Genomic DNA, 26,415 nt, shown 5'->3' with positions numbered 1-26,415 from the left:
GAGTTGACCCTGTCGGCCTGCCCATCCTTAATTGCGGCTGATCGGACACGATCCGAGAATTGACGGTGCGGCCATGCGTGGCCCCCGCATGACCAACACCTGGGAGCGATCCATGACCCTTATGCACAAATTCCTTGCCACAGCCGCCGCGCTGTCCCTCAGCGCCGGTGCCGCCGCGGCAGAGCCCGCGCTGATCTTCGACCTTGGCGGTAAGTTCGACAAATCCTTCAACGAAGCAGCCTTCACCGGCGCGAAACGCTGGGCAGACGAAACCGGCGGAACCTTCCGTGAAATCGAGCTTCAGTCCGAAGCGCAGCGCGAACAGGCCCTGCGTCGCTTTGCCGAGAACGGCAACGATCCGATCATCATGACCGGCTTTGCCTTTGGCAACGTGCTGGGCGAAGTCGCGCCCGACTACCCGGACACCAAATTCGCGATCATCGACATGGTTGTGGATGCGCCCAATGTGCGCTCTGTCGTGTTCAACGAACATGAAGGCAGCTATCTGGTCGGCATGATGGCCGCCATGGCCTCGGAATCGGACACTGTCGGCTTTATCGGCGGCATGGACATCCCCTTGATCCGCAAATTCGCCTGCGGCTATGTGCAGGGCGTAAAAGCCGTCAAGCCCGACGCGACCGTCATCCAGAACATGACAGGCACCACCCCTGCGGCGTGGAATGATCCGGTCAAAGGGTCGGAACTGACCAAATCGCAGATCAGTCAGGGCGCAGACGTGATCTATGCGGCCGCGGGCGGCACCGGCGTTGGCGTGCTTCAGACAGCCGCGGACGAAGGCATTCTGTCCATTGGCGTCGACAGCAACCAGAATTACATGCATCCCGGCAAGATCCTGACATCGATGACAAAACGTGTCGACAACGCGGTTTATGACGCGATGGAGGCAGGCGCAGACATCGAAACCGGCATTTACGTCATGGGCGTCGGCAATGAAGGCGTCGGATATGCGATGGATGAATTCAACGCAGATCTGGTCAGCGCCGATATGCAGGCTACCGTGGACGAAGCTGCCGCCAAGATCGGCTCGGGCGAGTTGATGGTGCACGACTACATGTCGGACAACGCCTGCCCGGTCGAGTAAGCCTGGTGGTGGACGTGACTAATGGGGGGCGGCCGGATCAGGCCGCTTCCACCGCGCCGGCGATCGAGCTTAAAGGCATCTCCAAGGCCTTTGGTCCGGTGCAGGCCAACAAGGATATTGCGATCCGCGTGATGCCGGGCACAATCCATGGCATCATCGGCGAAAACGGCGCTGGCAAATCGACGCTGATGTCGATCCTTTACGGCTTTTACAAGGCCGATGCCGGCGAGGTGTTCATCCACGGTCGCAAGACCGAGATCCCCGATAGCCAAGCCGCGATTTCGGCGGGCATCGGCATGGTGTTCCAACATTTCAAACTGGTCGAGAATTTCAGCGTTCTTGAAAATGTCATTCTCGGTGCCGAGGACGGGCCTTTGTTGCGTCCCAGCCTTGCCAAGGCGCGCGGCGTGCTGAAACAACTGGCCGCGGAATATGAGTTGAACGTCGATCCGGACGCGCTGATCCAGAACCTCAGCGTCGGACATCAACAGCGGGTCGAAATCCTCAAATCCCTCTACCGTCAGGCCGATATTCTTATTCTGGACGAGCCCACGGGCGTGCTGACCCCCGCAGAGGCCGATCACCTGTTCCGCATCCTCGACAACCTGCGCCGCGAGGGCAAGACGATCATCCTGATCACCCATAAACTGCGCGAGATCATGGAGATCACCGACACGGTCAGCGTCATGCGGCGCGGCGAGATGACGGCCACCGTCAAGACCGCCGAGACCGATCCCGCCGAACTGGCAGAGCTGATGGTGGGCCGCAAGGTGCTGCTGCGGGTCGACAAGACGCACGCGACCCCCGGCAAGAATGTGCTGGAGGTCCGCGACCTGCGCGTGAAGGACGACAAGGGCATTGTCCGGCTGAAAGGCGTCGACCTTGACGTGCATGCCGGAGAGATTGTCGGCATCGCCGGCGTGTCGGGCAATGGCCAGTCAGAGCTGCTGGAAGTGCTGGGCGGCTATGCTGACGGGACGGGCCAGATCAGCCTGAACGGTCAGTCGCTTGACCTGACAGGCAAGCATTCCGATGGCCAGTCGCGCCGCGCGCGCGGCATCGCCCATGTGCCAGAGGACCGCCAGCGCGAAGGCCTGATCATGAACTACTTTGCCTGGGAAAACGCGGCTTTCGGCTATCACCGCGATCCGAAATACCAATCCGGCCTCCTGATGAACCACCGCGCGATGATCGAGGATACGGAGCGCAAGATCGAGAAATTCGATGTCCGCCCCCCCAACGCGCATCTGACCGCCAAGAATTTCTCGGGTGGGAACCAGCAGAAGATCGTCGTCGCCCGCGAGATCGAGCGCGACCCCGATCTGCTGCTGGTCGGGCAACCGACGCGCGGGGTGGACATTGGCGCGATCGAGTTCATCCACCAGCAGATCGTGGCCCTGCGCGATCAAGGCAAGGCCGTGCTTCTGGTCTCGGTCGAGCTGGACGAAATCCTGTCCCTGTCGGACCGCATCGTTGTGATGTTCGACGGCGAGATCATGGGCTACGGCCCCGCAGAAACCGCCGATCAGGTCGGCTTGGGCTGTCTTATGGCCGGACTGGGCGGTGCCGATACAGAGGCGATGCAGGGCTGGACGATCTCCGATGCCGCAAGCGCAGAACCAGTCGATCCAAGCAAATCTCTGATCGAGGCGGTGGACGAAAAGTTACACCAAAAAGAGGCTCGGGAGGCCAGAAAGAATGGCTGAACGCAAGACATTTGATGCCGGGCTGAACGGTGGCGCGCATGGATAGAATGCCAGGCTGGGCCGATGCGATCCTCGTGCCCCTGATTTCGCTGTTGCTGGCGGCCTTCCTGTCGGCATTGGTCATCATCGGCATCGGCGAAAGCCCCGTGGCCGCGTTCAAGCTGATGGTGGACGGCGCGCTGATGCGCTCTGCCGGATGGGGCTATACGCTCTATTACGCCACGAATTTCATCTTCACCGGACTGGCCGTCGCCGTGGCCTTTCATGCGCGGATGTTCAACATTGGTGGCGAAGGCCAGGCGATGATCGGCGGGCTGGGTGTGGCGCTGGTCTGTCTCTACATACCCTGGCCGCATTGGTCGCTGGCGCTGCTGGGATCGGCCGTGGGCGCATCCCTGTTCGGGGCGGCATGGGCGCTGATCCCGGCCTATCTTCAGGCCAAACGCGGCAGCCATATCGTGATCACCACGATCATGTTCAACTTCATCGCCGCTGCCTTGCTGAACTATGTGCTGGTCAACGTGCTGCGGCCCGTGGGCGCGATGGACCCGGCAACGGCCAAGTTTCCCGATGCCACGCATCTTCCGACCTTTCAGGACATGTTCTCGACCGCAGCGGACCCGATGTTTCGCGGGGCGCCTGCCAATGTGACCTTCTTTCTGGCCGTCATTGCCTGTGTGCTGGTCTGGTTGCTGATCTGGCGCACCCGTCTCGGGTATGAGATCCGCGCCCTGGGTCATTCCGAACCTGCTGCGCGCTATGCCGGCATCAGCCCGGTGCGCACCGTTGTCATCGCGATGCTGATCTCTGGCGGGCTGGCGGGGCTGATGTCCGTCAATACCACACAAGGTGAGGCTGAACGCCTGATCCTGAACTCCATCGAGGGTGCGGGTTTCATCGGGATCGCCGTGGCTCTGATGGGGCGCAACCACCCGCTTGGTGTCTTTCTGGCCGCCATCCTGTTCGGGTTTCTTTATCAGGGCGGGGCGGAACTGGCACTTTGGACCACCATCCCGCGCGAATTGATCGTCGTCATTCAGGCGCTTGTGATCCTGTTCACCGGCGCGCTGGACAACATGGTGCGCATGCCACTTGAGCGGATATTCCTGTCCTTCCGCCGGAGGAAAAGCTGATGGATCTGATGACCGTTCTTCAGGTGCTCGACTCGACCGTCCGACTGGCGACGCCGCTGTTGCTGGCATGTCTTGCAGGGCTGTTTTCCGAACGCGCGGGCATTTTCGACATCGGGCTTGAGGGCAAGATGCTGGCCGCGGCCTTTTTCTCTGCCGCCGTGGCGTCGCTGACCGGGTCGGTCTGGCTGGGTCTATCGGCGGGCATTGGCGCGTCGCTGGTGTTGTCGGGCATTCACGGGCTGGCCTCTATCACCTTTCGGGGCAATCAGCTGATTTCGGGCGTGGCGATCAATTTTCTGGCGGCAGGCATGACGGTCCTGATTGCCGAGGATTGGTTCAGCCAGGGCGGGCGCACGCCGTCGCTGTTCGGCGGGGGCCGGTTCGAGGGCATCACCCTGCCCTTCGCCGAGGCGCTGCGCGGCGTGCCGGTGATCGGCCCTATCTACTACGAATTGATCTCGGGCCATTCGATCCTTGTCTATGTCGGATTTCTGACAGTCCCGCTGACGTGGTGGATCCTGTTTCGGACCCGTTTCGGGCTACGGTTGCGCGCGGTGGGCGAGAACCCGGCAGCGGTGGACACGGCGGGCGTGTCGGTTGTGGGGCTGCGCTTTGCCGCCGTCGCGATCTGCGGTGTCCTGTGCGGCATCGCGGGTGCCTATCTGGCGACGGGTTTGCAGGCGGGCTTTGTCAAGGACATGACGGCCGGGCGTGGCTTTATCGCCTTGGCCGCGCTGATCTTTGCGAAATGGCGGCCGTGGTACGCGCTGTATTCCTGCCTGCTGTTCGGGCTTCTGCAAGCCGTTGCGCTGCGATACCAGAGCATCGAGGTCGGCGGGCTGGTGATCCCCGTTCAGTTCATGGACGCGCTGCCCTATATCCTGACAGTGGTGATCCTTGCAGGGTTTGTCGGCAAGGCGATCCCGCCACGCGCGGGCGGCGAGCCCTATGTGAAAGAACGCTGAACAGAACCGCCCCGCAAAATATCCCGCGGGGCGGCTTGATACGCTGTTAAGGCGCGCTCGCATATTGCATCGCCTGTTGCCCTGCCGCAAACTCATCCCATGCAGATTTTCCTTCCCATCGCCGAGGTGTCGGTCAATTTGTTCCTGCTTCTCGGGGCGGGCACGCTTGTCGGCGTGCTTTCGGGCATGTTCGGGGTTGGCGGCGGTTTCCTGATAACCCCGCTGCTGTTCTTCATGGGAATATCGCCGGCAGTGGCCGTTGCGACGGGGGCGAACCAGATCGTCGCCTCGTCCTTTTCCGGGCTGTTGGCACATCTCCGACGCAAGACCGTCGATCTGCAAATGGGCGTGGTGCTGCTGATCGGCGGGCTTGTCGGCGCGGCACTTGGCGTGATGCTGTTCAATTACCTGCGCAGCCTTGGTCAGGTCGATCTGCTGGTGCGGCTGTGCTACGTCGTTTTTCTTGGCATCATCGGCACGCTGATGTTCATCGAAAGCCTGAATGCCATCCGCAACACCCGCAAGGGCCGCAAGGCCAAACGACACAAGCACAACTGGATCCACGGCCTGCCGCTGAAAATGCGGTTTCGCACATCGGGCCTGTATATCTCGGTGATTCCGCCGCTCCTTGTGGGGCTCGCCGTCGGTGTGCTGGCGGCGGTGATGGGGGTCGGCGGTGGCTTTATCATGGTCCCCGCGATGATCTACCTGCTGGGAATGCCCACCAAAGTGGTGATCGGCACGTCACTGTTCCAGATCATCTTTGTCACGGCCTTCACGACAATGCTGCACGCGGTCACCAACCAGACGGTCGACATGCCGCTGGCGGTTCTGCTGCTTCTGGGCGGGGTCGTGGGGGCACAGATCGGCACGGTTATCGGATTGCGGATGAAGGCCGAACAGTTGCGCATCTTGCTGGCCCTTCTGGTGATGCTGGTCTGCGCCAAACTCGGTCTAGAACTGGTGCTGCAACCCAATGAGCTGTTCTCCATCGCCGGGGTCGGGGGGGCATGATGCGCTGGCTGTTCCTTTTTGTGCTGATGGCCCTGCCCGCACTGGCCGAAGAAGAGGTCGTGCTGGGGCTCAGCCATGACCGTGTGTCGATCACCGCCGATTTCAACGGATCCGAGATCCTGATCTTCGGCGCGATCAAACGCGAAACGGAAATTCCCGAAGGTCCGCCGCTTCAGGTCATCGTGTCCTTGGCCGGCCCTTCCAGGGAAGAAACCGTGCGCCGCAAGGAACGGCGGTTCGGCATCTGGGTGAACACGGAGTCCGTTGTCGTGGACGCCGCGCCCAGTTTTTACGCCGTGGCCACCAGCGCGCCCTGGAACGAGACCATTACCCAGGTAGAAGATCTGCGTTACCGGATCTCCATCCTGCGGGCGATCCGTTCGGTGGGCGCGCCGATGTCAGTGATGAATTCCCAGTCCTTTTCCGACGCGATCATTCGCATTCGTAAAAAAAATGGTCTGTATCAACTGTTGGAAAATACGGTCGCCGTCGATCAGCAGACGCTGTTTCGCACCTCGATCGAAATGCCCGCCAACCTGACCGAAGGCGCGTATCAGACCCGTATTTTTCTGACCCGCGAAGGCCGCGTGATCAACCAGTTCGAGACGGTGATCGACGTGCAGAAAGTCGGCCTCGAACGCTGGCTGTTCAGCCTGTCACGCAGCAATCCGATGGCTTACGGGCTGTTATCTCTGACCATCGCAATCCTTGCCGGTTGGGGTGCCTCAACCGCGTTTCGCATGTTGAGGAATGGCTGATGGCACGGACCGCCCCCGGCAAACGCACGGAGTATCGCGCTTTCGTCGAACTGCCGACGCGCTGGCATGACAATGATGCCTACGGCCATCTGAACAACGCCATTTACTATGCGCTGTTCGACACGGCCCTCAGCCAGTGGCAAAATGCCAACGGCCTGCCGATTGTGGGACCGGATGCCTATCGCTTCGTCGTGGTCGAAAACGGCTGCCGCTATCATTCCGAGGCTGCGTTTCCGGACCTGATTCATTGCGGGCTGCGACTGGCGCATATCGGCCGCAGTTCTTTCCGGTATGAGGTCGGGTTGTTTCGTAACGACGACACAATAGCCTGCGCCGAAGGCTTCTTTACCCAGGTTCATACCGATGCTGACAACCGTCCAAGCCCCCTGCCCGAGGCCGCGCGCAAGGCGCTGGAAACCTTGCTGCCATAGCGTCTAGCCCACCCGGTTTAACGCCGAAACGATCGAGACTTGGGTGGAAACCCCTAGCGCCTGCGATAGCGGAAAACGCCTGTGCCTGTGGCGATCAGCTCACCAGTGTCGTCCTTGATGTCGGCTTCGGCGAAGAATGTGCTTTTGCCGCCGCCGGTTCTGCGGCCTTCGGCAAACAGCACGGTGCCAAGCGGTCGCGACAGATATTGCACATTGAGCGAGAGCGTCAGGCACATCTGCGGCTGATCCGGGTCTCCGGTCCAGCACCCGGCATAGCCCATGACCGTGTCCAGCATACTGGCATGCACGCCGCCATGTATCGCGCCATGACGGTTGCGCAAAAACGCCTCGACCGGCAGGCTCATCCGTGCGTAATCCTTGGACCAGCCCACAAGTTCCAGCCCCAGATGGCGCGAAAACGCATAGGTGGTCTCGCCCAAAAGCGGATCTTCGGCTGTCATGTCTCGGCGGCCTCCAGCCCCAGTTCGGCAAAGCGCGGGACGAACCCGCCCAGTTTCAACGCTTTGTCAGGGTTTGACGCATTGCCGTCAAGCGCGCGCTTTTTCACGCCTTGCAGGATCGCCGCCATGCGGAAAAATGCGAAAGCGACGTAAAAGCCAAGGTTGTCGATCCGGTCGATCCCCCGGCGCTGACAATAGGCGGCGACAAATTCCGCGTCCGTCGGCAGGCCGAGCGCGGCGCGATCCACCCCTGCCAGCCCGCGCCCCTCTGGCCCCGGCGGCAGTTGCCACTGCATGAGAACCCCGGCCAGATCGGCGAAGGGATGTCCGATGGTCGACAACTCCCAATCCAGCACGGCACGAATATCCGCGCCGTCCTGCGCAAACAGCAGATTGTCGATCCGGTAGTCGCCATGCACCAGCGTGCGCTGGCCATCATCAGGCGGCAGATGCGTTTCCAGCCAGGATATGAGCCGGTCCATATCCGGCAGTGACCCGGTTTCCGAGGCGCGATACTGCTTGGTCCAACGGCGAAGTTGGCGCGCATAATAGCTGCCTTCGGGGCCGTAATCTGCCAATCCAACCGCCGTGATGTCGACCGAATGGATCGCGGCCAGAACGCGGTTCATCTCGTCAATCACCGCGCGACGTTGCGTGGGCGACATATCGGGCAGGGTCGGATCAAGAAAGCTGCGGCCTTCGACATGCTCCATCACATAGAACATCGCGCCCAGCACGCTGTCGTCTTCACAAAGCGCCAACATGCGCGGCACGGGCACCTCGCTGTCCGACAAGGCGTGCTGGACACGAAATTCCCGGTCAACGGCATGGGCGGATTTGAGCAGCACACCGGGCGGTTTGCGGCGCAGCACATAGGCACCGGATTCCGCGTGCAGCAGGTAGGTCGGGTTGGATTGTCCGACATCGAATTTCCGCGCCGTCAAAGGCCCGCGAAAGCCGTCGATATGCGTCGCCATCCACTGTGCCACGGCGTCACGTTCGGCCTTATCCATCGCTACTGATCCGCATATTTGCGCAGTTCCGCCCGCGCCACCTGTCGACGGTGAACCGCATCCGGCCCGTCGGCAAAGCGCAGGGTCCGCACATGTGTCCACATATGGGCCAGATCGAAATCCTGACTGATCCCGGCCGCGCCATGCATCTGGATCGCCTCGTCGATCACCCGCCCCGCCATCAGCGGAGCCACGACCTTGATCTTGGAAATCCACGGCTGCGCGGCCCGCACGCCCGCAGTGTCCATCATCCACGCGGCCTTCAGGCAGAGCAGCCGCGCCATCTCGATCTCCATCCGGGCGTCGGCGATGATGTCGTAGTTGGCACCCAGTTCGACCAAGGGCTTGCCAAAGGCTTCACGCTGCAACCCGCGCGTGCACATCATTTCCAGCGCCTTTTCGGCCTGTCCGATGGCGCGCATGCAATGGTGGATACGGCCCGGCCCCAAACGTCCCTGTGCCACCTCGAACCCGCGCCCTTCGCCCAGCACAACGGCATCCGCGCCGATCCGGACGTCGGTGAACCGCAGATGCATATGGCCATGCGGCGCATCGTCCTGCCCGAAAACCTGCATCGGGCGCAAAACTTCTATTCCCGGCGTGTCGGGGTCCAGCACGAACATCGTGTGGCGCTGATGCTTGGCGGCGTCGGGGTCAGAACAGGCCATGACGATATACAAGCCACAGCGCGGATCGCCTGCGCCGCTGATCCACCATTTTTCGCCGTTCAGCACCCAGTCGTCGCCGTCGCGCCGCGCCTCGAAGGACAGTTGCGCGGCATCGGACGAGGCAGTGCCGGGTTCGGTCATCACATAGGCCGACCGGATTTCGCCCTCCAGCAGCCGTCCCAGCCAACGGTCCTTGTGGGCCTGCGTGCCGTAGCGTTCCAGCACTTCCATGTTGCCCGTGTCAGGCGCATTGCAGTTGAAAACTTCGGCGGCGATGGAGACCTTGCCCATTTCCTCGGCCAGATAGGCATACTCAACGGTGCTGAGACCATAGCCGCGATCACTGCCGGTCAACCAGAAGTTCCACAAGCCGCGCTCCCGCGCCAGTGCCTTCAACCCGTTCAGGATTTCCAACTGACGGTCGGTATGTTTGAACCGGTCGCCCGAAGGATGCTTGCCGACCTCTGCGTGAAACTCTGCATCAAGCGGCGCGATCTCCGTCTCGACCATCGCGCGGACCTGCGCGATCAGCGGACGAACCTTGTCTGAAATTCCCAGATCCATGTATTGCCTCCTTTGGCACCGTGTTCAGGCGCTCTTGTTTTGAATAAACCGGTTGAGCCAGATGGCCACCAGTGCGGGCCGGGTCTGGCCTTCGATCTCAACCGTGGCGGTCCACCGCAGCGCCAGCCCCCCGGTCGGCGCATCTTTCAGCCGATCCAGCGTGAACCGTCCCCGCACACGCGATCCGACGGGCACCGGGCTGACGAAACGCACACGGTCCAGACCGGAGTTCAATCCGGTATAGCCCTCAACCCCTGGCAGGAATGCGTAGATCATTGACGGCAAAAGCGACAGCGTCAGAAACCCATGCGCGATGGTGCTGCCCAGCTCCTGCGCAGCGGGGCTGTCGGGCCGAACGTGGATGTCGGCATGATCGCCGGTCGCCTCGGCAAAGGCGGTGATGCGGGCCTGATCCAGCAGCTGCCAGTCGGAACGGCCCACCTCTGTCCCCGCCATCGCGCGCAATTGCGCCAATGGGATCCTAGTCTGCATCGGGCAGCTTATGGTCGCCAAAGCGGTCCCTCAATGCCAGCTTGGACACTTTGCCCGTCGCCGTCAGCGGCAGGTCGTCGACAATGACCATGTCATCGGGCAACTGCCATTTCGCGACGTGTTTCATCAAAAGCTCGTGCAGCTCTGCCAGTTCCGGCGTCTCGCCTTTCTCGGGCACGACCACAAGCAAAGGACGCTCTCCCCATTTCGGATGCGGCACGGCGATCACCGCACAGCTTGCCACCTTCGGGCTGCCCATGACGATGTTTTCCAGATCAATCGAGCTGATCCATTCGCCACCCGATTTTATCAGATCCTTGGCGCGGTCCTGCACCGATACAAAGCCAAGCTCGTCAATCGCGGCAACATCGCCCGTCCCGAACCAGCCTTCCGCGTCAATCGCCGCAGCACTTGCCGCGTCATTGCGGAAATAGCCCGACACGACCGTGTTGCCGCGCACATACAACTCTCCCGAAGCGGTGCCGTCATGCGGCAGCGTATTGCCGTCATCATCAACGATCTTGAGATCCACACCAAAGAGGCGCCGTCCCTGCTTGGTCTTCAGGCGCATCTGTTCATCCCAGGGCAGATCCTTCATCGGCGCGGATAGCAGGCCTTGGGTTCCAACCGGGCTCATTTCCGTCATTCCCCAGGCGTGGCACACTTCGGCACCGCTTTTCTCGAATGCTTCGATCATGCTGGCTGGCGCCGCAGAGCCACCCACCACGACCTGACGAAACGCCGAAGGATTGCTGCCGCGTTTCTTGATCTCCGCCAGCAGGCCTTGCCAGATTGTCGGCACACCCCAGGCCGCGGTCACGCCTTCATCCTCCATCAGATCGTAAAGCGATGCGCCATCCAGTTGCGCGCCCGGCATGATCAGCGACGCGCCAACCAATGGCGCGGAATAGGGCAGCCCCCAGGCGTTGACATGGAACATCGGCACGACGGGCAATATGCGCGCGCCTTCTTTCAACCCGTCTTGCAGGGCGATGGACACGGTCATCGCATGTAGAACCGTGGAGCGGTGTGAAAACAGCGCACCTTTCGGGTTTCCCGTGGTTCCCGACGTATAGCAAAGCGAGGCGGCGGTGTCCTCAGACAGATCCGGCCAGTCGTATGAGCTGGGCTGGCCGTCCAGCAATTCCTCATAACACAGCAAATCAAGGTCACTTTCCGGCATATGCGCCCGGTCAGTCAGCACCACCAGCTTCAGCCCGTCTGGCAGATGCGGGCGCAATGCCTCGATGATCGGTAGAAAGGTCAGATCCACGCAAAGCACGCTGTCTTCGGCATGGTTGATGATATAGCCCATCTGCTCGCCCGACAGTCGCGGGTTGATGGTGTGGCAAACGCCGCCCATCCCCGAAACAGCGTAGTATAGCTCGAAATGGCGATATCCGTTCCAGGCCAGCGTGGCGATACGGTCGCCTTCCTGCACCCCCAGCTTTGCCAGCCCATGCGCCAGTTGCGCGGCGCGCTCAAAAGCCTCGGCGTAAGTTTCGCGGTGGACGTCCCCTTCGGTGCGGACCGAGACGACCTCTCCCCCCGGGTGACACTCCGCAGCGTAGCGCAAAATCTCGATGATCGATAGCGGACGCGTCATCATTTGGCCTAGCATTTCCGACCCTCCCTTGCCTGTCGTGCCATGTGGAGAACAACATGCGGACTGGCAGGGTGATTGCCAACCTTTAACTTGCGCCGTCGACCTCCGCTCCGGGGTCCGTCTCGATTTGCAATTCCAGCGGCACGACCGGGGCCTTCAGATCCGCGACACTCAAAGGCCCGGTCGGACGCGACAGCCGGTTGCGGACAACCCAGATCAGCCGCTCTTGCGCGCGAGTGATGGCGACATAGGCCAGACGTTTCCAAAGCGGCTGGCCCGCCTCGACCCGGCCCATGCGGGCGGCGACGAACAGATCAGGGGCAAAGACCTGCACGGTTTCCCATTGCGACCCCTGCGCCTTGTGGATCGTAACGGCAGCGCCATGCAGAAAGGTGGCCCCCATGCGGGCGGCAAAGGGAATGAACGGTTCTTCCTCGTCCGGTTTTTCGATCTTCACGATGGAGGCCGCACTGACCTGCGGGTCTTCGGCACCCATTACATGCAAACGGGAAAACCCCGGCTTGCGACCGGGGCCAAGATAGACCACTTGCGCGCCTTTGATCAGGCCGCGCGCTTCCAGATCCAGCCGTTTCTTGCGATGTTTGAGCGGAAGTTCGATCCCGTCACAGATTAGCGGCTCGCCTTCCAGAAGCTCGGTCTCCGGGGCGCCGTGAACGGCACGAAAGGCGCTTATCAGGCGAATACGGGTGGCATTGCGCCAAACCAGAACCGGACTGCGCGCCATCAGATCAACCTCTACCCGCTGGCCCCAGACCACGCGGTCATCCTGCGCGGCCTTTTCCTGGATCATGCGTTCGAAATCGTGGAACTCCAGCGCCGGGTCGGACAGCGCATGGGCCAGATCCAGGATCGGGTTGCCGACGTCCTGCCGGTGAATGCGGTGAAGCTCCATCTTCTGGGTGGTTTTCAGCTTGTCAAAGACCATCGTTCCGGACTGGTTCACCGGGGCAAGCTGTGCCGGATCACCGAACAACACGAGGGTGGGGAAAATCTCTTTTAGATCGTCGAACTGGCGGTCGTCCAGCATCGAAGATTCGTCGACAAACCCGACATCCAGCGGCTCTTCGCGCCGTTTCCATCCGGTGATGAAGTCCGACCCGCGCAGCCCCGCCGCAGCAAGCGCGGCAGGCACCGATTTGTGACCGGCAAAGGATGTCGCGGCCCGGTCCAGCGCCGCGTCGGTCAACGCTTCGATGTCGGGGCGTTCCCCATTGCCCATCAGCCATTCGGCGATGCGTTCGTATTCCGGATCATAAACCGGCGTATACAGGATGCGGTGAATCGTGGTCGCGGGCACACCGCGCATCCGCAACACGCTCGCCGCCTTGTTGGTGGGTGCCAGAATGGCCAGCGTCCGGCGTTCCTTGCGACGGCGGCTTTCGTAATCGCCCGAGACAATCTCGACCCCCGCAGCCTCCAACGCCTTATAGAGCTCTGCCAGCAAAAGCGTTTTGCCCGATCCGGCCTTGCCCATAAGCGCCATCAATCGGTCGCCGGCATCGCGGGCGGGCAGCACAAGGCCATCGGTCAGGTCGATCCCCGAGGCGCGGAGGATATCCGCCACTCGGTCATAGGCTTCTGCCTGATCATCGGAAAATTGCAGGGCTGGAACGGTCATGCGGCGGACCCTACAGCGCCCGCAGGACAGGCACCAGAGTCAAGCTGCGTAGTGTTGCGCGATCGGAACAGCAGCACCAAACGCCGCTTCGAACCACTGACGCGAAACGCTGGGCGACAAACCTGCGCGCGCAGCGACGCGAGCCTGCGATTCCGGCGTGAATTCCCATAGGCCGACGCTGATCGCATCGCGCCCCGATCCGGACGTGCCCAGCACGTCGGGTTGCGCGCCGATCAGCCGATAGATGCGGACCATGCGCGCGTCGAACACACCAACATAGTGGCGCAGACCAAAACCGTTCATCACCTCGCCGCCCGCCAGCATCAACGCCGCAGCCGTGCCGGGGGCCGTATCGCGCGCCAGGCAGAACCGCGTACATTCCCAGATCAGCGGACTTTCGATATGAACGCCATCGGTGATGTCCTTGAAATGGTCGTTGACCATGGTGCGCCCGGTCGTCGGCAACAGCCGCATCGAACCGCCGTGCGAACCGCAGGGTTTCTGCCAAATCACATAAAGCGGGTTCAGGTCGTCATATTCGTCGCGCTCATAGCCCTTCGCGTCGACGGCGACCTTCCACCCCAAGCGCGCCTTGAACTGGTCGGCACGGTCGCGGAACATGCTGTCGCGCAGCTTCGGTTCCTGGTCCAGATCGTTGGCATAGATGTAACGTATCATTGCAGCTTCTCCTGTCTGAGCAGGATCAGCCTTGTCCGCAATTCGTTAACACGCGCTTTGCGTCTTGTTCGGGGCGTTAACCTTTCAGACCACGATAATGCCCCTTGCAAGGGCGCGTGCCACTGCATGTGTGGTGTTCAAAGCGCCCAGTTTGAACCGCGCACTTTCGATGTAAACCCGCAGCGTGTGTTCCGAAATCGTCAGCGTCTCGGCCACCTGAGCGCGGCTGTACCCCACCGCCAGAAGGGTCATCGCATCAATCTCTCTGGGCGACAGAGGTTGCGATGGTTCAGGGCTGCGCCCGGGCTCCAGATCCAGGGCTTTCTTGTTGAAGTAATGCGCGACAAGGATCAGGTCGCGACGATTGGTTTCGGTGAACGCATCCCATTCATCATCGGTACAATTATGACTGAGGCTGAACAGCGCAAACTGTCCGTTCGGCCCCCTGATCGGGATAGAGAAACCCTGGTTGCCTACCCCATGTGCAATTGCGTCTTTCTGAAAGGCCCGTGCCGCCTTGCTCGACCAGTCCAGACGTTTCCAGTCAACCGGGTGAAACCTTTGATAACACCCGGAAATTACAGGATCGACGCGCAGGTATTGCTTATCGATATAGTGCTGCACCCAGACGTCGTCATAGGTTCCGCACCCGTATTGCTCGCCGCTGCCGCTGACCCAGTGATAGACCATGTGGTCAACGCCGTAGAAGGCGCATAATGCCTCGATTGCGCGTTGTAGCGCGTCATGCTGATCGGCTTGCTCCAATCCGTGCAGGATGGTGTCCAGCCGCTGCGTCATTGCCGCATAGCCCAATCGGTTTCCCTTTCGCGCGTGACGCCAGTTCTGCCAACGCAAACTTCTGGGTATCGTCCAGTTGTTGGGCCAGTCCGTCCAGTCCGTTTGACTGGGCGAAAGTTGTCAGATCCGTGAGTACGTCGAGTATCCAGTCGTGGTTCATGGTTGACTCTCTTTTACGCCAGTTAATGAAAGGTTAACACAACTATACCACGAGCAATTGACGTTAATAAATTCGCGAATTCCAACTCCCCAAAAATGGTGAGACGGCAAATTCTAACCCTCTGGACGACAAGCACCGGCCCCCAAAAACGCGAATCGCCCGCGACGGCAGCAGCCGATTCGCGGGCGATTATTGTCGGTCCGAAGACCGATAGTTCAGCCTTTGGCGGCGAGCGCTTCTTCGAAGGTACGCAAACCGGTGCGCGGTGCCTGCACCAGAACAGCCATGTTGCCGGGTTTGTGCTCATTGCGGAGCATCTTCATATGCGCGCCGGGAATCTCATCCCAGGGGAACACTTCGGACATGCAAGGATCAAGGCGGCGATCGATCATCAGACGGTTCGCTGACGCAGCCTGTTTGAGATTGGCGAAATGCGAGCCCTGCAAACGCTTCTGATGCATCCACATGTACCGCACGTCGAACGTGCAGTTGAAACCAGAGGTGCCCGCACAAATCACGACGATGCCGCCCTTCTTGACCACAAGGGTCGAGACCGGGAAAGTCGCTTCGCCCGGATGTTCGAACACCATGTCGACGCTGACGCCTTTGCCGGTGATTTCCCAGATTGCCTTGCCGAACTTGCGCGCCTCTTTCAGCCATTCATTATACTCGGGGCTGTTCACCGTCGGCAATTGTCCCCAGCATTTGAAGTCCTTGCGATTGATGACGCCCTTGGCACCCTGGTCCATGACGAACTGCCGCTTGCTTTCGTCAGAGATCACGCCGATCGCGTTGGCACCGGCAGTGTTGGCAAGCTGGATCGCGTAAGAACCAAGACCGCCAGACGCGCCCCAGACCAGCACATTCTGACCGGGCTTAAGCTCGTGCGGATGGTGACCGAACAGCATCCGGTATGCGGTGGCCAGCGTCAGCGTGTAGCAGGCGCTTTCTTCCCAGGTCAGGTGCTTGGGGCGCGGCATCAACTGCTGCGCCTGCACACGGGTGAACTGCGCGAAGGATCCATCGCCGGTCTCGTAGCCCCAGATCCGCTGCGTGGGCGAGAACATCGGGTCGCCACCGTTGCATTCCTCGTCGTCGCCATCATCCTGGTTACAATGGATCACGACCTCGTCGCCGACTTTCCAGGTGTTCACCTTGTCGCCCACCGCCCAAACGATGCCGGAGGCGTCGGATCCCGCGATATGATAATCCTGCTTGTGCACGTCGAACGGGCTGATGGGCTGACCTAGTCCGGCCCAGACGCCGTTATAGTTGACGCCCGCTGCCATCACCAGAACCAGCACCTCATGGCTGTCGATTTGCCATGTGTCCACGACTTCCTGCTGGAACGACACGTCGGGCTCACCATGACGTTCGCGACGGATATTCCACGCGTACATCTGCTTGGGCACATAGCCCATCGGGGGCATTTCGCCGACTTCATACAGATCTTTTTCCGGGGCATCGTAGGCCGCAATGCCGCTTTGTGTATCCAGAGCCATGTGAGCCTCCTTCGCTGCTGATATCCGTGCCGCAATGCAGAATCGCGGCGTCTCCACGGAAATATCGGCCTTCGCGAAATTATGCAACAACATTAGCGTATATTTTGGAACTTTATGACCGAGCCAACGCAGAAACTACTGTGCAGCCGCAGCGTCAGCAGGCACCAGATGCGCGATGGAATTCGCGTAGAACCGAAGGATGTCAATGCTGTCGGGGGTTGGGGTGAATTGGTTTCCCTGAAGGTCGATCAGTTTGCGGCCGAGCAATTGCTCAAGTGCCAGATCCACCTCTTCGTGAAGGTTTTCTGACGATAAACCAATGTCCGCATCATGCTCGACCTTCAGCATGGTGGAGATCGCCGAGATCAATTCGTCGCGGCTGTGCGGATGCGCAAGAAGGCAGGTCGAGATCGCGGGAATGGGCAGGATCGGGACGGCGCGGGCGATACGTTCCATCAATATCTCGGCCAGCTCGTCGGTATTCTGTGCACCTTCCTGCGTCAGATAATCCCGCATGGACAATGGCTTGCCAAAATTCACCACGGCATTGCCAAATGGTTTGAGCCGTCCGCGCAGCTTGCGCCAGACCTGCCGCAGAATGAAGCCGCCGATCTCCCACAGCTTGGCGCGGAACCGACGCTCGCCGGACCGATTTGCCGCAACAAGAATGGTATCTTCAAGCACACGGTCATAGTTCAGGGCCACCGGCACAAAGACGACATCGCGCCCATCAGGATCGTAAGCCCCTGATATATAACTTAGAAGTCCCAGTTTCGGCTGCGCCGGCGCGCCGGTCAGGCTAAGGCCACCTTCGGGAAATATCGCTTGGGTGACGCCGGCTTGCGTCGCCATCTGCACATAGCGGGCCATGACCTTGCGATAAAGCGCATTGCGCGACCTGCGGCGGACGAAATAGGCACCCATGCTTTTGATAAGCCACGATAAAGGCCAGATCCGCGCCCATTCGCCAACCGCATAGCTGAGCGTGGATTGTTGCGCGGCGAGATATGTCACCAGCACATAATCCATGTTGGAACGGTGGTTGATGACATACACAATCGTCGATTCTCTGTCGATACTGTGAAACGTCGCCTCGTCGAACTGCCCGACACGGACGTTGTAGATGGCGTTGGACAGCCATCGCGCGGCGCGAATGCCTATGCTGAAATAGGCGAATGCCGAAAAAGATGGAATGATTTCATGTGCATAACGGGTGGCCCGTTGAAAGGCGACGTCCTCTCTTTCGCCGGTATCACGGGCATGTTCGACAATTGCTTTGGTGACTTCGGGATCGTAGATCAGACGCTTTATCGCATCCGTGCGGCGCAGCAGTTTGAACGGCTCAATCGGACGCGCAAGCCGTTGATTTAATTTGGAAACGGCGCGTTCCATCCGCCGCCGCAAGAACCAGCGCACAGACGGAAACAGCAGATGGCTTGCCGCGGTGACGGCCGCGAACAGGAGGATCAACAGAAAAAGCCATAGCGGCAGCACGACAATGCGCGTCATGTTGGCAAAGTTGCAGGCCCGGCGTCACAGGGCAAGCCCGTAGATAGCGCCCGCGTTTCGGGCCTTTTGTGCTTTTTGTACCTTTGAAACGTACAAAAGCCCAAAATTCGCATGATGCCGCGGCGCGGCGAATTGACATTGCCATAAAGTTTCGCATAACCATCCTTTGACGAAATAATGTTACGCGCTTAATTTGCGACGCCCGAAACGCGAGGATCAAGCATGACCGATAAGCCGACTGATCGCCCGAAGGACAAACCCTGGCTGATCCGCACCTATGCCGGCCACTCTACCGCCAAGGCCTCGAACGAGTTGTACCGATCTAACCTTTCGCGCGGCCAGACCGGCCTTTCGGTGGCGTTCGATCTGCCGACACAGACAGGCTATGACAGCGATCATGTGTTGGCGCGCGGCGAGGTTGGCAAGGTCGGCGTGCCGGTCAGCCACCTTGGCGATATGGCGGCGCTGTTCGACCAGATCCCGCTGGAGCAGATGAACACCTCGATGACGATCAACGCGACGGCACCGTGGCTGCTGGCGCTGTATATCGCGGTGGCCGAACAGCAGGGCGCGGATGTGTCGAAGCTGCAAGGCACGGTGCAGAACGACCTGATAAAGGAATACCTGTCGCGCGGCACATATATATGCCCACCAAAACCGTCGCTGAAGATGATCGGCGATGTTGCGGAATACTGCTACACCCATGTGCCGAAATGGAACCCGATGAACGTGTGTTCCTATCACCTGCAAGAGGCGGGTGCGACGCCGGAACAGGAATTGTCGTTCGCGCTGGCCACGGCCGTTGCCGTATTGGACGAATTGAAAACACGGGTTCCGGCGGCGGATTTCCCGGCGCTCTGCGGGCGGATTTCGTTTTTCGTGAATGCAGGTATTCGGTTCGTGACCGAGATGTGCAAGATGCGCGCTTTTGTCGATCTGTGGGACGAGATCCTGCTGGACCGCTACGGCGTCGAGAACCCGAAATTCCGCCGCTTCCGCTATGGCGTGCAGGTAAACTCGCTTGGTCTGACCGAACAGCAGCCGGAAAACAACGTCTACCGTATCCTGATCGAGATGCTGGCCGTCACCCTGTCAAAGGATGCACGCGCCCGCGCCGTGCAACTGCCTGCCTGGAACGAGGCGCTCGGCCTGCCCCGTCCGTGGGATCAGCAATGGTCAATGCGCATGCAACAGATCATGGCCTATGAAACCGATCTTCTGGAATATGACGATCTGTTCGAGGGCAACCCGGCAGTTGAACGCAAAGTCGAGGCGCTGAAAGAGGGCGCGCGGGCAGAGCTGGCCAATATCGACAGTATGGGCGGCGCAATCGGGGCGATTGAGTACATGAAATCGCGTCTGGTGGAATCAAACGCCGAACGGGTGAACCGGATTGAACGGAATGAAACCGTGGTTGTGGGTGTGAACCGCTGGACACAAACCGAACCCAGCCCGTTGATGGACGAAGACGGCGGCATCATGGTTGTCGATCCGGCGGTGGAACAGGAACAGATTGACCGGCTGGCCCTCTGGCGTGCCGAACGGGATGCCGGTGCTGTGGAAAAGGCGCTGGCCGATCTGCGCACCGCCGCGCGCGAGGGCCGCAATATCATGGTGCCGTCGATTGCCGCCGCCAAGGCAGGTGTCACCACCGGCGAATGGGCACAGCAGATGCGCGCCGTACATGGCGAATATCGCGGGCCGACAGGCGTGTCGCGGTCGGTCAGCAACCGCATTGAGGGGCTGGACGAGCTGCGCGCCGCCGTGGATGCGGTCAGCGACCGGCTGGGCAAGCGGCTGCGTTTCCTGGTCGGCAAGCCGGGGCTGGACGGGCATTCCAACGGGGCCGAGCAGATCGCATTCCGCGCCCGCGATTGCGGCATGGAAATCGACTATGAGGGCATCCGCCTGACGCCGGAACAGATTGTCGAGGCGGCACAGGACGGCGCGCATGTGGTGGGCCTGTCGATCCTGTCGGGCAGCCATATCCCGCTGGTCGAGGATCTGATCGTGCGCATGCAGGCCGCAGGGCTTGGCGATATTCCGATTATTGTTGGCGGCATTATTCCCACTGATGACGCCCGCCGCCTTTTGGAAATGGGCGTGACCCGTGTCTATACGCCAAAAGATTTCGAATTGAATACGATCATGCAGGATATAGTGACCTTGGTAGATCCTGAAGCCGTTGCCGCCGAATAGGCATATCGGCGAAAATCAGCCTATAATTGTTATCTCTTTGGCCGACATCTCCTTTTGGATGTGTCGGCCATTTTTTTCGGGCTAGACTCATAGCGGTAGCGGGGAGATGACACAAAATGTGCTCTTGTATTCTGTTAAGCCAATCTTTTTATTCATCTCCAAAAAGACGGAGAGAAGAATGACTATTGATTTGTCCGCACTGTCCCGCCAGGAACTGACGGCCTTGAGAAAGAATGTCGATAAAGCCCTTGATACGCTTGAAACCCGCCGCAGGGCCGAAGCGCTGAAAGCGGCTGAAGACGCGGCAAAGGAATTCGGGTTCTCCCTGAGCGAACTGAATACCGCCACTGCAAACAGCAAGAAAACCAAAGGTGCCCCGAAATTCGTGAACCCCGAAGATCCCAGCCAAACCTGGACCGGGCGCGGGCGCAAGCCGAATTGGGTTGTCGTTCATCTGGATGCGGGAAAGCCTTTGGAAGACCTCGCACTCTGACCCGGCAAGGACGCAAGACAGATGACAATCCATATCGGTGCCAAACCCGGTGACATTGCGGAAACAGTGCTTATGCCGGGCGATCCATATCGCGCGAAATGGGCGGCGGAAACATTTCTGGACTCTCCGCGACTGGTCAATGAAGTTCGCGGGATGCTGGGCTTTACCGGCACATGGCGCGGCAATGAGGTGACGATTCACGGCTCTGGTATGGGAATGCCCTCGCTGTCAATCTATGCCAATGAGCTGATCCGCGATTACAATGCAAAGACGCTGATCCGTATCGGTTCCTGCGGGGGAATGCAGAAAAGCGTCGGCATCCGCGATGTTATCGTGGCCATGACCGCGAGTTCCGTATCAACACCGTCGCGCGGGATCTTTCGCGAATTGAATTTCGCGCCCTGTGCGGATTGGTCATTGCTGCGCGCGGCTGTTGCGGCGGCCGAAGCCAAAGGCGTCACGACCCATGTCGGCGGAATATATTCGGCCGATGTCTTCTATGACGAACGGCCCGACCTGAATGAACAGATGACCCGCCACGGTATTCTGGGGGTCGAGATGGAAGCGGCGGAACTTTACAATGTTGCCGCCCGGCACGGCGCGCGCGCATTGGCGGTGCTGACGGTCAGCGACCACCTGCTGACCGGCGAGGCGCTGCCTTCGGAGGACCGCGAGAAATCCTTTGGCGATATGGTCGAAATCGCGCTGGAATCCGCCTTCGCCTGACGGCTCCTCGATCTACCGCCCGTGACTGCGGTCATATCCGTTGCGCGCGGGCGGCACCCAGCCCTGCAATGCCCCGTCTTCCGGCGCAAAGACCTCGACCAGAAGCGGGTGGCAGGTGGCAGCGTCGCTTGAATGCTTATCGCCGCAATCACCGCCGGGACAGGCGCTGAGCGCGCCCAGAAGATCAATCTCGGCAAAGAACTCCAGATGATCGCCGGGCCGCACCGGGCTGGCCTTCATGAAATACTGTCCGGTGTCGCGCGTGAAGCCGGTGCACATGAACACGTTGAGCACATCGTGGACATGCGTCTCGGCATCCTCCAATGTCATACCGCGCGCATCCGCCACGGCGCGCGTCAGGTTGGAATGGCAGCAGTGATGATACTGCGCTCCCGATAAAAGAGTGCCGGTATAAGGATCGCAGCGCGTACCAATGACGTCATGCACCCGACCCCCAAACGCATCCACACCGTACCAGGCCAGACTGTCCGTCACCACCGTCGCCATCGGGCGCAGCGCCGGAAAAGACGACCACAGCCGATGGCCTTCGGTCACATGCGTGCCATGCAGCGCCCGCGTCTTGCCGGAATAAAACCGCTCGGCCAGATCATCGGCGTTCCACAGGTTCAGATCGCCGACCTGCGGCCCTTCGATACAGCTGATCCGAAAGAATTGCCCGGCTGAAACGCTGAAATCCGATGCCTCTCTTGGCGGCACGCGCCACTCGGCCAGTTTTCGCGCCCCGGCCCGCGCCGCGCGGTACAACCCCAGATCGGGCGCAGGCAGCGTCTCGACCGGATAGCAGATCACCGGCGCAATGGCGCGGCGCTCTGCGGCATCTTCAGGTATTTTCGACATTTCGGCCTCCGGAACAAGACATACCACCCTTGTCAGGCAATCTATAACAGACAGCCCCCGACACTATCGCCCCGTCCCGTTCCAACTTCTTCTTGGCAAAAATACTCCGGGGAGCGCGAGGGGCTGGCCCCTCGCTCCGACATCGGCCACATCCGGCAAGCAATGCTCAGTCACGCGGACGCAAACAGAGTTTCGGCGGTTTTCCACGCGGGCCGGTGGTCTGCTCTCCGCAGAATGCGCAGCGCCAGACGCTGTGGTCCTCTCCGGGATATTCCCGCCACCGACAGCCCCGTGTCGCGCGATTGGAAAACAGCGCCACGAGGATGAATGCGACGATCAGGCCGAGTACGATCACCATGCCTGTCGTCGCCTTCCGTGTGTTTTGTATGCGCCCGCCACAACCTGACCTCCTGGTACAGGACTTAGGCGGCGCGCCGGATCAAGGCAACGGCTCAGGCAGCCTTGTAGGCCGAAAACCATGACGCCAGCCGTGCAGCGAAAGCGTCATATGCAGGCTTTGGCTGGGCCCGTGCCGCAGGCTGGGTCTCGGTCTGCGGTTCGGGGGAATAATAGGCCAGCGATTGCTCAAGGTGCTTTAGCGCGTCCTGTGCGCTGCGGGTTGGGGTGTTTGCTGTTTGTGACATGTGTGCCTCTGTGCCTTACTCATGCTCTCCCTTGCCACGCTATATGCGCATTCGGCCATCAAAGCGCATCGGCCAAAAGAACAGCCCCGCCATGCCGTGGCTGCAAGGCGGCCCCGTTTTATGATGTAATTTCGGGCTTTGACACGCATAGCGCGCATTTGCGGCACAACAGGTACAAGGCACCCCGCGTGCCACATGCAAGGCAGGGTGCCGCAATCCGTCAGCATCACAGCCCGCGTTGCGGCGGGCTGTCGCTTGCGGGTCAAACGGCGCGTTCGACCATCATTTTCTTGATTTCGGCAATCGCCTTTGCAGGGTTCAGACCCTTGGGGCAGGTTTTGGTGCAGTTCATGATGGTGTGGCAGCGATACAGCTTGAACGGGTCTTCCAACTCGTCCAGACGCTCGCCCGTCGCCTCGTCGCGGCTGTCGATGATCCAGCGATAGGCGTGCAGCAGGGCTGCGGGGCCAAGGTAGCGGTCAGAGTTCCACCAATAGGACGGGCAGGCCGTCGAGCAGGACGCGCACATCACGCATTCATACAACCCGTCCAGCTTCTTGCGGTCCTCGATCGACTGGCGCCATTCTTTCTGGGGCCGGTTGGTCTTGGTTTCCAGCCAGGGCATGATGCTGGCATGCTGGGCATAGAAATGCGTGAGGTCGGGGATCAGGTCCTTGACCACCTCCATATGCGGCAGCGGGTAGATCTTGATGTCGCCCTTGATCTCGTCCAGCCCGTAGATGCAGGCCAGCGTGTTGATCCCGTCGATATTCATCGCGCAGGAGCCACAGATGCCTTCGCGACAGGACCGGCGGAAGGTCAACGTGGGGTCGATCTCGTTCTTGATCTTGATCAGCACGTCCAGAACCATCGGCCCGCAATCGTCCAGATCGACGAAATAGGTATCCAGCCGGGGATTGTCGCCGTCTTCCGGGTTCCAGCGGTAGATCTGCACCTTGCGGGCATTGGTGGCACCGGCAGGTTTGGGCCATGTCTTGCCCGTCTTGATGCGGCTGTTCTTGGGAAGTGTCAGTTGTACCATGTCTCTACCCCGTGCAATGAACAAGGGCCCCGGTGGGCCGTTCGTGGATGAAGCGGCGGGCGGCCAGCGCCCGCGCAGAATGTGTCTGTGCGCCGGTCAAGCGTGCAGTTCATCGCAGCAGGCCGCTTATGGCGACCGAGGCGATGCATTCGACCGCTTGCGGGCGTTGCGCGATGTCCAGCACCTTGGCGGCGGTGGTGTCGGTGACACCGGTGACGGAATCGCCCGCGATGGCGATGATCTCAGACGCCGTGGCCGCATCGATGATGCAGTCTGTCACCGGCGCGGCATCGACGCCCGGAAGGTTGCGCGCGACGACCGAATTGACGACCGATTTCGCCCGGTCCCGCGCAAGCTGATCCGCCACGTCATTGGCGACGGCGCAGCCTGACAGCGTAAGGGCCATGCCAAGGACACCGGCCAAGTGCATCAGAACGTCCGTTCCTTGGGCGCGATCCTCTTAAGCGCGATGCCACCTTCGTCCTCGGTGGTCAGCGGATCGGTCACAACCGGGCGGTGGCTGAGATCGACCTTATTGCCATCCACCCGGCTGATCGTGTGGACGCGCCAGTTTTCGTCGTCGCGTTTGCTGAAATCCTCATGCGCATGGGCGCCGCGGGATTCCTTGCGCGCCTCGGCACCGACGATGGTGGCCAGCGCGTTGGGCATCAGGTTGGTCAGCTCCAGCGTCTCCATCAGGTCGGAGTTCCACACAAGGCTGCGGTCGGTGACTTTCAGATCGTCCAGCTTCGCGGCGATGGCGGTCATCTTCTCGACGCCCTCGGCCATGGTCTTGGCGGTGCGGAACACGGCGGCATCGGCCTGCATCGTCTTTTGCATCTCCAGCCGCAGCTCTGCGGTGGGGGTGCCACCATCCGCGTTGCGCAGCCCGTCAAAGCGGTCAAACGCCTTGTCGATCGTGGCTTTGTTCAGCACCGGGTTGGCGGAGTCGGGGTCCACCACCTTGCCCGCACGGATCGCGGAAGCACGGCCAAACACCACGAGGTCGATCAGCGAGTTTGAGCCCAGACGGTTGGCCCCATGCACAGAGGCGCAGCCCGCCTCGCCCACGGCCATCAGGCCGGGCACGACGGCGTTGGCGTCATCGGCGGTGGGGTTCAGCACCTCACCCCAGTAGTTCGTGGGGATGCCGCCCATATTGTAATGCACCGTCGGGATGACCGGGATCGGTTCCTTGGTGACATCGACGCCTGCAAAAATGCGGGCGGATTCGGAAATGCCGGGCAGACGCTCATGCAGCGCTTCCTTGGGCAGGTGCGACAGGTTGAGGTGGATGTGATCGCTGTCCTTGCCGACGCCGCGCCCTTCGCGGATCTCCATCGTCATGGAGCGTGAGACATAGTCGCGAGGGGCGAGGTCTTTGTACTGCGGCGCGTAACGTTCCATGAACCGTTCGCCTTCGGAGTTGGTCAGGTAGCCGCCCTCGCCGCGTGCGCCTTCGGTGATCAGACAGCCCGAGCCGTAGATACCGGTGGGGTGGAACTGGACGAATTCCATATCCTGAAGCGGCAGGCCCGCGCGCGCCACCATGCCGCCGCCGTCGCCGGTGCAGGTATGGGCAGAGGTCGCAGAGAAATACGCACGGCCATAGCCGCCCGTCGCCAGCACGACCATCTTGGCGTTGAAGACATGCATGGTGCCGTCGTCGAGCTTCCAGCAGACGACGCCCTGACACTGCCCGTCCTCGGACATGATCAGGTCGATCGCGAAATACTCGATGTAGAATTCAGCGTTGTTTTTCAGGGACTGACCATAAAGCGTGTGCAGGATGGCATGGCCGGTGCGGTCGGCGGCGGCACAGGTGCGCTGCACGGCGGGGCCTTCGCCAAATTCGGTGGTGTGGCCGCCAAAGGGGCGCTGATAGATCTTGCCCTCTTCGGTGCGGCTGAAGGGCACGCCGTAATGTTCAAGTTCGTACACGGCCTTGGGGGCTTCGCGGGCGAGGTATTCCATCGCATCCGTATCGCCCAGCCAATCCGACCCCTTGACGGTGTCATACATATGCCACTGCCAGTGATCCGGCCCCATGTTCGACAGCGAGGCGGCGATGCCGCCCTGTGCCGCAACCGTGTGCGACCGGGTCGGGAAAACCTTGGTCACGCAGGCAGTGCGCAAGCCTTGTTCGGCCATGCCAAGCGTCGCGCGAAGGCCAGCACCGCCCGCCCCCACGACCACGACGTCATATTCATGCGTCTCGTATTCGTATGCTGCTGTCATTTTTTCTTGTCCTTGG

The 26,415-nt window shown here is 60.6% G+C and carries 26 protein-coding genes; 10 read left to right on the top strand and 16 right to left on the bottom strand.

The features are described 5' to 3' along the window. The first annotated feature begins 112 nt into the window (after positions 1-112). The 7 genes from DMZ65_RS07895 to DMZ65_RS07865 all read left to right on the top strand — a co-directional run bounded on the left by DMZ65_RS07895 (position 113) and on the right by DMZ65_RS07865 (position 7,109). On the top strand, positions 113-1,102 hold the full coding sequence (locus DMZ65_RS07895) for a BMP family lipoprotein (protein ID WP_116598433.1): 990 nt from the start codon (positions 113-115) through the stop codon (positions 1,100-1,102). A gap of 5 nt (positions 1,103-1,107) precedes the next feature. Beyond that, positions 1,108-2,808 carry an ABC transporter ATP-binding protein gene (locus DMZ65_RS07890; RefSeq protein ID WP_232824925.1) on the top strand — a complete coding sequence of 567 codons (1,701 nt, stop codon included), beginning with the start codon at positions 1,108-1,110 and terminating at the stop codon, positions 2,806-2,808. Between the two features lie 38 nt (positions 2,809-2,846). Continuing rightward, positions 2,847-3,941, top strand: a complete 1,095-nt coding sequence (locus DMZ65_RS07885) for an ABC transporter permease (protein ID WP_116598351.1) — start codon at positions 2,847-2,849, stop codon at positions 3,939-3,941. Further along, entirely contained in the window at positions 3,941-4,906 is a 966-nt protein-coding gene (locus tag DMZ65_RS07880; RefSeq protein ID WP_116598350.1) for an ABC transporter permease, read from the top strand. Before DMZ65_RS07885 ends, DMZ65_RS07880 begins: the two co-directional genes overlap by 1 nt. A 99-nt stretch (positions 4,907-5,005) precedes the next feature. Further along, on the top strand, positions 5,006-5,920 hold the full coding sequence (locus tag DMZ65_RS07875) for a sulfite exporter TauE/SafE family protein (protein ID WP_116598349.1): 915 nt from the start codon (positions 5,006-5,008) through the stop codon (positions 5,918-5,920). Continuing rightward, a complete protein-coding gene (locus DMZ65_RS07870) occupies positions 5,917-6,678 on the top strand; it encodes a TIGR02186 family protein (RefSeq protein WP_116598348.1) in 762 nt (253 codons plus the stop codon). Before DMZ65_RS07875 ends, DMZ65_RS07870 begins: the two co-directional genes overlap by 4 nt. After that, complete coding sequence (locus DMZ65_RS07865; RefSeq protein ID WP_116598347.1) at positions 6,678-7,109, top strand: acyl-CoA thioesterase; 432 nt, start codon at positions 6,678-6,680, stop codon at positions 7,107-7,109. The genes DMZ65_RS07870 and DMZ65_RS07865 overlap by 1 nt, the downstream gene beginning before the upstream one ends. Positions 7,110-7,162: 53 nt before the next feature. On the opposite strand, the gene DMZ65_RS07860 is transcribed toward DMZ65_RS07865, so the two are convergent. From DMZ65_RS07860 to DMZ65_RS07810, 10 genes are all read right to left on the bottom strand, one after another. After that, entirely contained in the window at positions 7,163-7,570 is a 408-nt protein-coding gene (locus tag DMZ65_RS07860; RefSeq protein WP_116598346.1) for a PaaI family thioesterase, read from the bottom strand. Beyond that, a complete protein-coding gene (locus tag DMZ65_RS07855) occupies positions 7,567-8,583 on the bottom strand; it encodes a phosphotransferase family protein (RefSeq protein ID WP_116598345.1) in 1,017 nt (338 codons plus the stop codon). The genes DMZ65_RS07860 and DMZ65_RS07855 overlap by 4 nt, the downstream gene beginning before the upstream one ends. A 2-nt stretch (positions 8,584-8,585) precedes the next feature. After that, positions 8,586-9,815, bottom strand: a complete 1,230-nt coding sequence (locus DMZ65_RS07850) for an acyl-CoA dehydrogenase family protein (protein WP_116598344.1) — start codon at positions 9,813-9,815, stop codon at positions 8,586-8,588. Positions 9,816-9,839: 24 nt separating this feature from the next. After that, positions 9,840-10,307, bottom strand: a complete 468-nt coding sequence (locus DMZ65_RS07845) for a MaoC family dehydratase (protein ID WP_116598343.1) — start codon at positions 10,305-10,307, stop codon at positions 9,840-9,842. Beyond that, positions 10,297-11,928, bottom strand: coding sequence for a long-chain-fatty-acid--CoA ligase (locus DMZ65_RS07840; protein WP_116598342.1), 1,632 nt, complete (start codon positions 11,926-11,928; stop codon positions 10,297-10,299). The genes DMZ65_RS07845 and DMZ65_RS07840 overlap by 11 nt, the downstream gene beginning before the upstream one ends. A 70-nt stretch (positions 11,929-11,998) precedes the next feature. After that, positions 11,999-13,552: an ATP-dependent DNA helicase gene (locus DMZ65_RS07835; RefSeq protein WP_116598341.1), complete on the bottom strand. Its 1,554-nt coding sequence runs from the start codon at positions 13,550-13,552 to the stop codon at positions 11,999-12,001. Positions 13,553-13,591: 39 nt separating this feature from the next. Beyond that, entirely contained in the window at positions 13,592-14,230 is a 639-nt protein-coding gene (locus DMZ65_RS07830; RefSeq protein ID WP_116598340.1) for an acyl-homoserine-lactone synthase, read from the bottom strand. An 84-nt stretch (positions 14,231-14,314) separates the two neighbouring features. Beyond that, positions 14,315-15,028 (bottom strand): helix-turn-helix transcriptional regulator, encoded by a 714-nt coding sequence (locus tag DMZ65_RS07825; RefSeq protein WP_116598339.1) that lies wholly within the window; start codon positions 15,026-15,028, stop codon positions 14,315-14,317. Between the two features lie 375 nt (positions 15,029-15,403). Next, the gene (ccrA, locus tag DMZ65_RS07815) at positions 15,404-16,690 is read right to left on the bottom strand and encodes a crotonyl-CoA carboxylase/reductase (RefSeq protein ID WP_116598337.1); all 1,287 of its coding nucleotides are present in this window, start codon (positions 16,688-16,690) and stop codon (positions 15,404-15,406) included. 135 nt (positions 16,691-16,825) lie between these two features. Beyond that, a complete protein-coding gene (locus DMZ65_RS07810) occupies positions 16,826-18,199 on the bottom strand; it encodes a 1-acyl-sn-glycerol-3-phosphate acyltransferase (protein ID WP_116598336.1) in 1,374 nt (457 codons plus the stop codon). A 222-nt stretch (positions 18,200-18,421) separates the two neighbouring features. Between DMZ65_RS07810 and DMZ65_RS07805 the strand changes: the two genes are divergently transcribed. From DMZ65_RS07805 to deoD, 3 genes are all read left to right on the top strand, one after another. Beyond that, the gene (locus DMZ65_RS07805; RefSeq protein ID WP_116598335.1) at positions 18,422-20,398 is read left to right on the top strand and encodes a methylmalonyl-CoA mutase family protein; all 1,977 of its coding nucleotides are present in this window, start codon (positions 18,422-18,424) and stop codon (positions 20,396-20,398) included. A gap of 106 nt (positions 20,399-20,504) precedes the next feature. Then, the gene (locus tag DMZ65_RS07800) at positions 20,505-20,891 is read left to right on the top strand and encodes an H-NS histone family protein (protein ID WP_332871569.1); all 387 of its coding nucleotides are present in this window, start codon (positions 20,505-20,507) and stop codon (positions 20,889-20,891) included. A gap of 21 nt (positions 20,892-20,912) precedes the next feature. Then, on the top strand, positions 20,913-21,617 hold the full coding sequence (deoD, locus tag DMZ65_RS07795) for a purine-nucleoside phosphorylase (RefSeq protein WP_116598333.1): 705 nt from the start codon (positions 20,913-20,915) through the stop codon (positions 21,615-21,617). A gap of 12 nt (positions 21,618-21,629) precedes the next feature. Here deoD and DMZ65_RS07790 read toward each other — a convergent pair whose 3' ends face one another. From DMZ65_RS07790 to sdhA, 6 genes are all read right to left on the bottom strand, one after another. Further along, complete coding sequence (locus DMZ65_RS07790) at positions 21,630-22,475, bottom strand: urea carboxylase-associated family protein (RefSeq protein WP_116598332.1); 846 nt, start codon at positions 22,473-22,475, stop codon at positions 21,630-21,632. Between the two features lie 166 nt (positions 22,476-22,641). Beyond that, on the bottom strand, positions 22,642-22,833 hold the full coding sequence (locus DMZ65_RS07785; protein ID WP_116598331.1) for a hypothetical protein: 192 nt from the start codon (positions 22,831-22,833) through the stop codon (positions 22,642-22,644). Positions 22,834-22,927: 94 nt separating this feature from the next. Continuing rightward, positions 22,928-23,119: a hypothetical protein gene (locus DMZ65_RS07780; protein ID WP_116598330.1), complete on the bottom strand. Its 192-nt coding sequence runs from the start codon at positions 23,117-23,119 to the stop codon at positions 22,928-22,930. A gap of 262 nt (positions 23,120-23,381) precedes the next feature. Then, complete coding sequence (locus DMZ65_RS07775) at positions 23,382-24,161, bottom strand: succinate dehydrogenase iron-sulfur subunit (protein WP_116598329.1); 780 nt, start codon at positions 24,159-24,161, stop codon at positions 23,382-23,384. 109 nt (positions 24,162-24,270) lie between these two features. Continuing rightward, the gene (locus DMZ65_RS07770; protein WP_116598328.1) at positions 24,271-24,591 is read right to left on the bottom strand and encodes a succinate dehydrogenase; all 321 of its coding nucleotides are present in this window, start codon (positions 24,589-24,591) and stop codon (positions 24,271-24,273) included. Then, positions 24,591-26,399 (bottom strand): succinate dehydrogenase flavoprotein subunit, encoded by a 1,809-nt coding sequence (sdhA, locus tag DMZ65_RS07765; protein ID WP_116598327.1) that lies wholly within the window; start codon positions 26,397-26,399, stop codon positions 24,591-24,593. The genes DMZ65_RS07770 and sdhA overlap by 1 nt, the downstream gene beginning before the upstream one ends. Positions 26,400-26,415 lie beyond the last annotated feature (16 nt).

Source organism: Primorskyibacter marinus (assembly GCF_003313245.1).
Lineage (GTDB): Bacteria > Pseudomonadota > Alphaproteobacteria > Rhodobacterales > Rhodobacteraceae > Primorskyibacter > Primorskyibacter marinus.
This window is presented reverse-complemented; position numbering and strand designations above follow the sequence as displayed.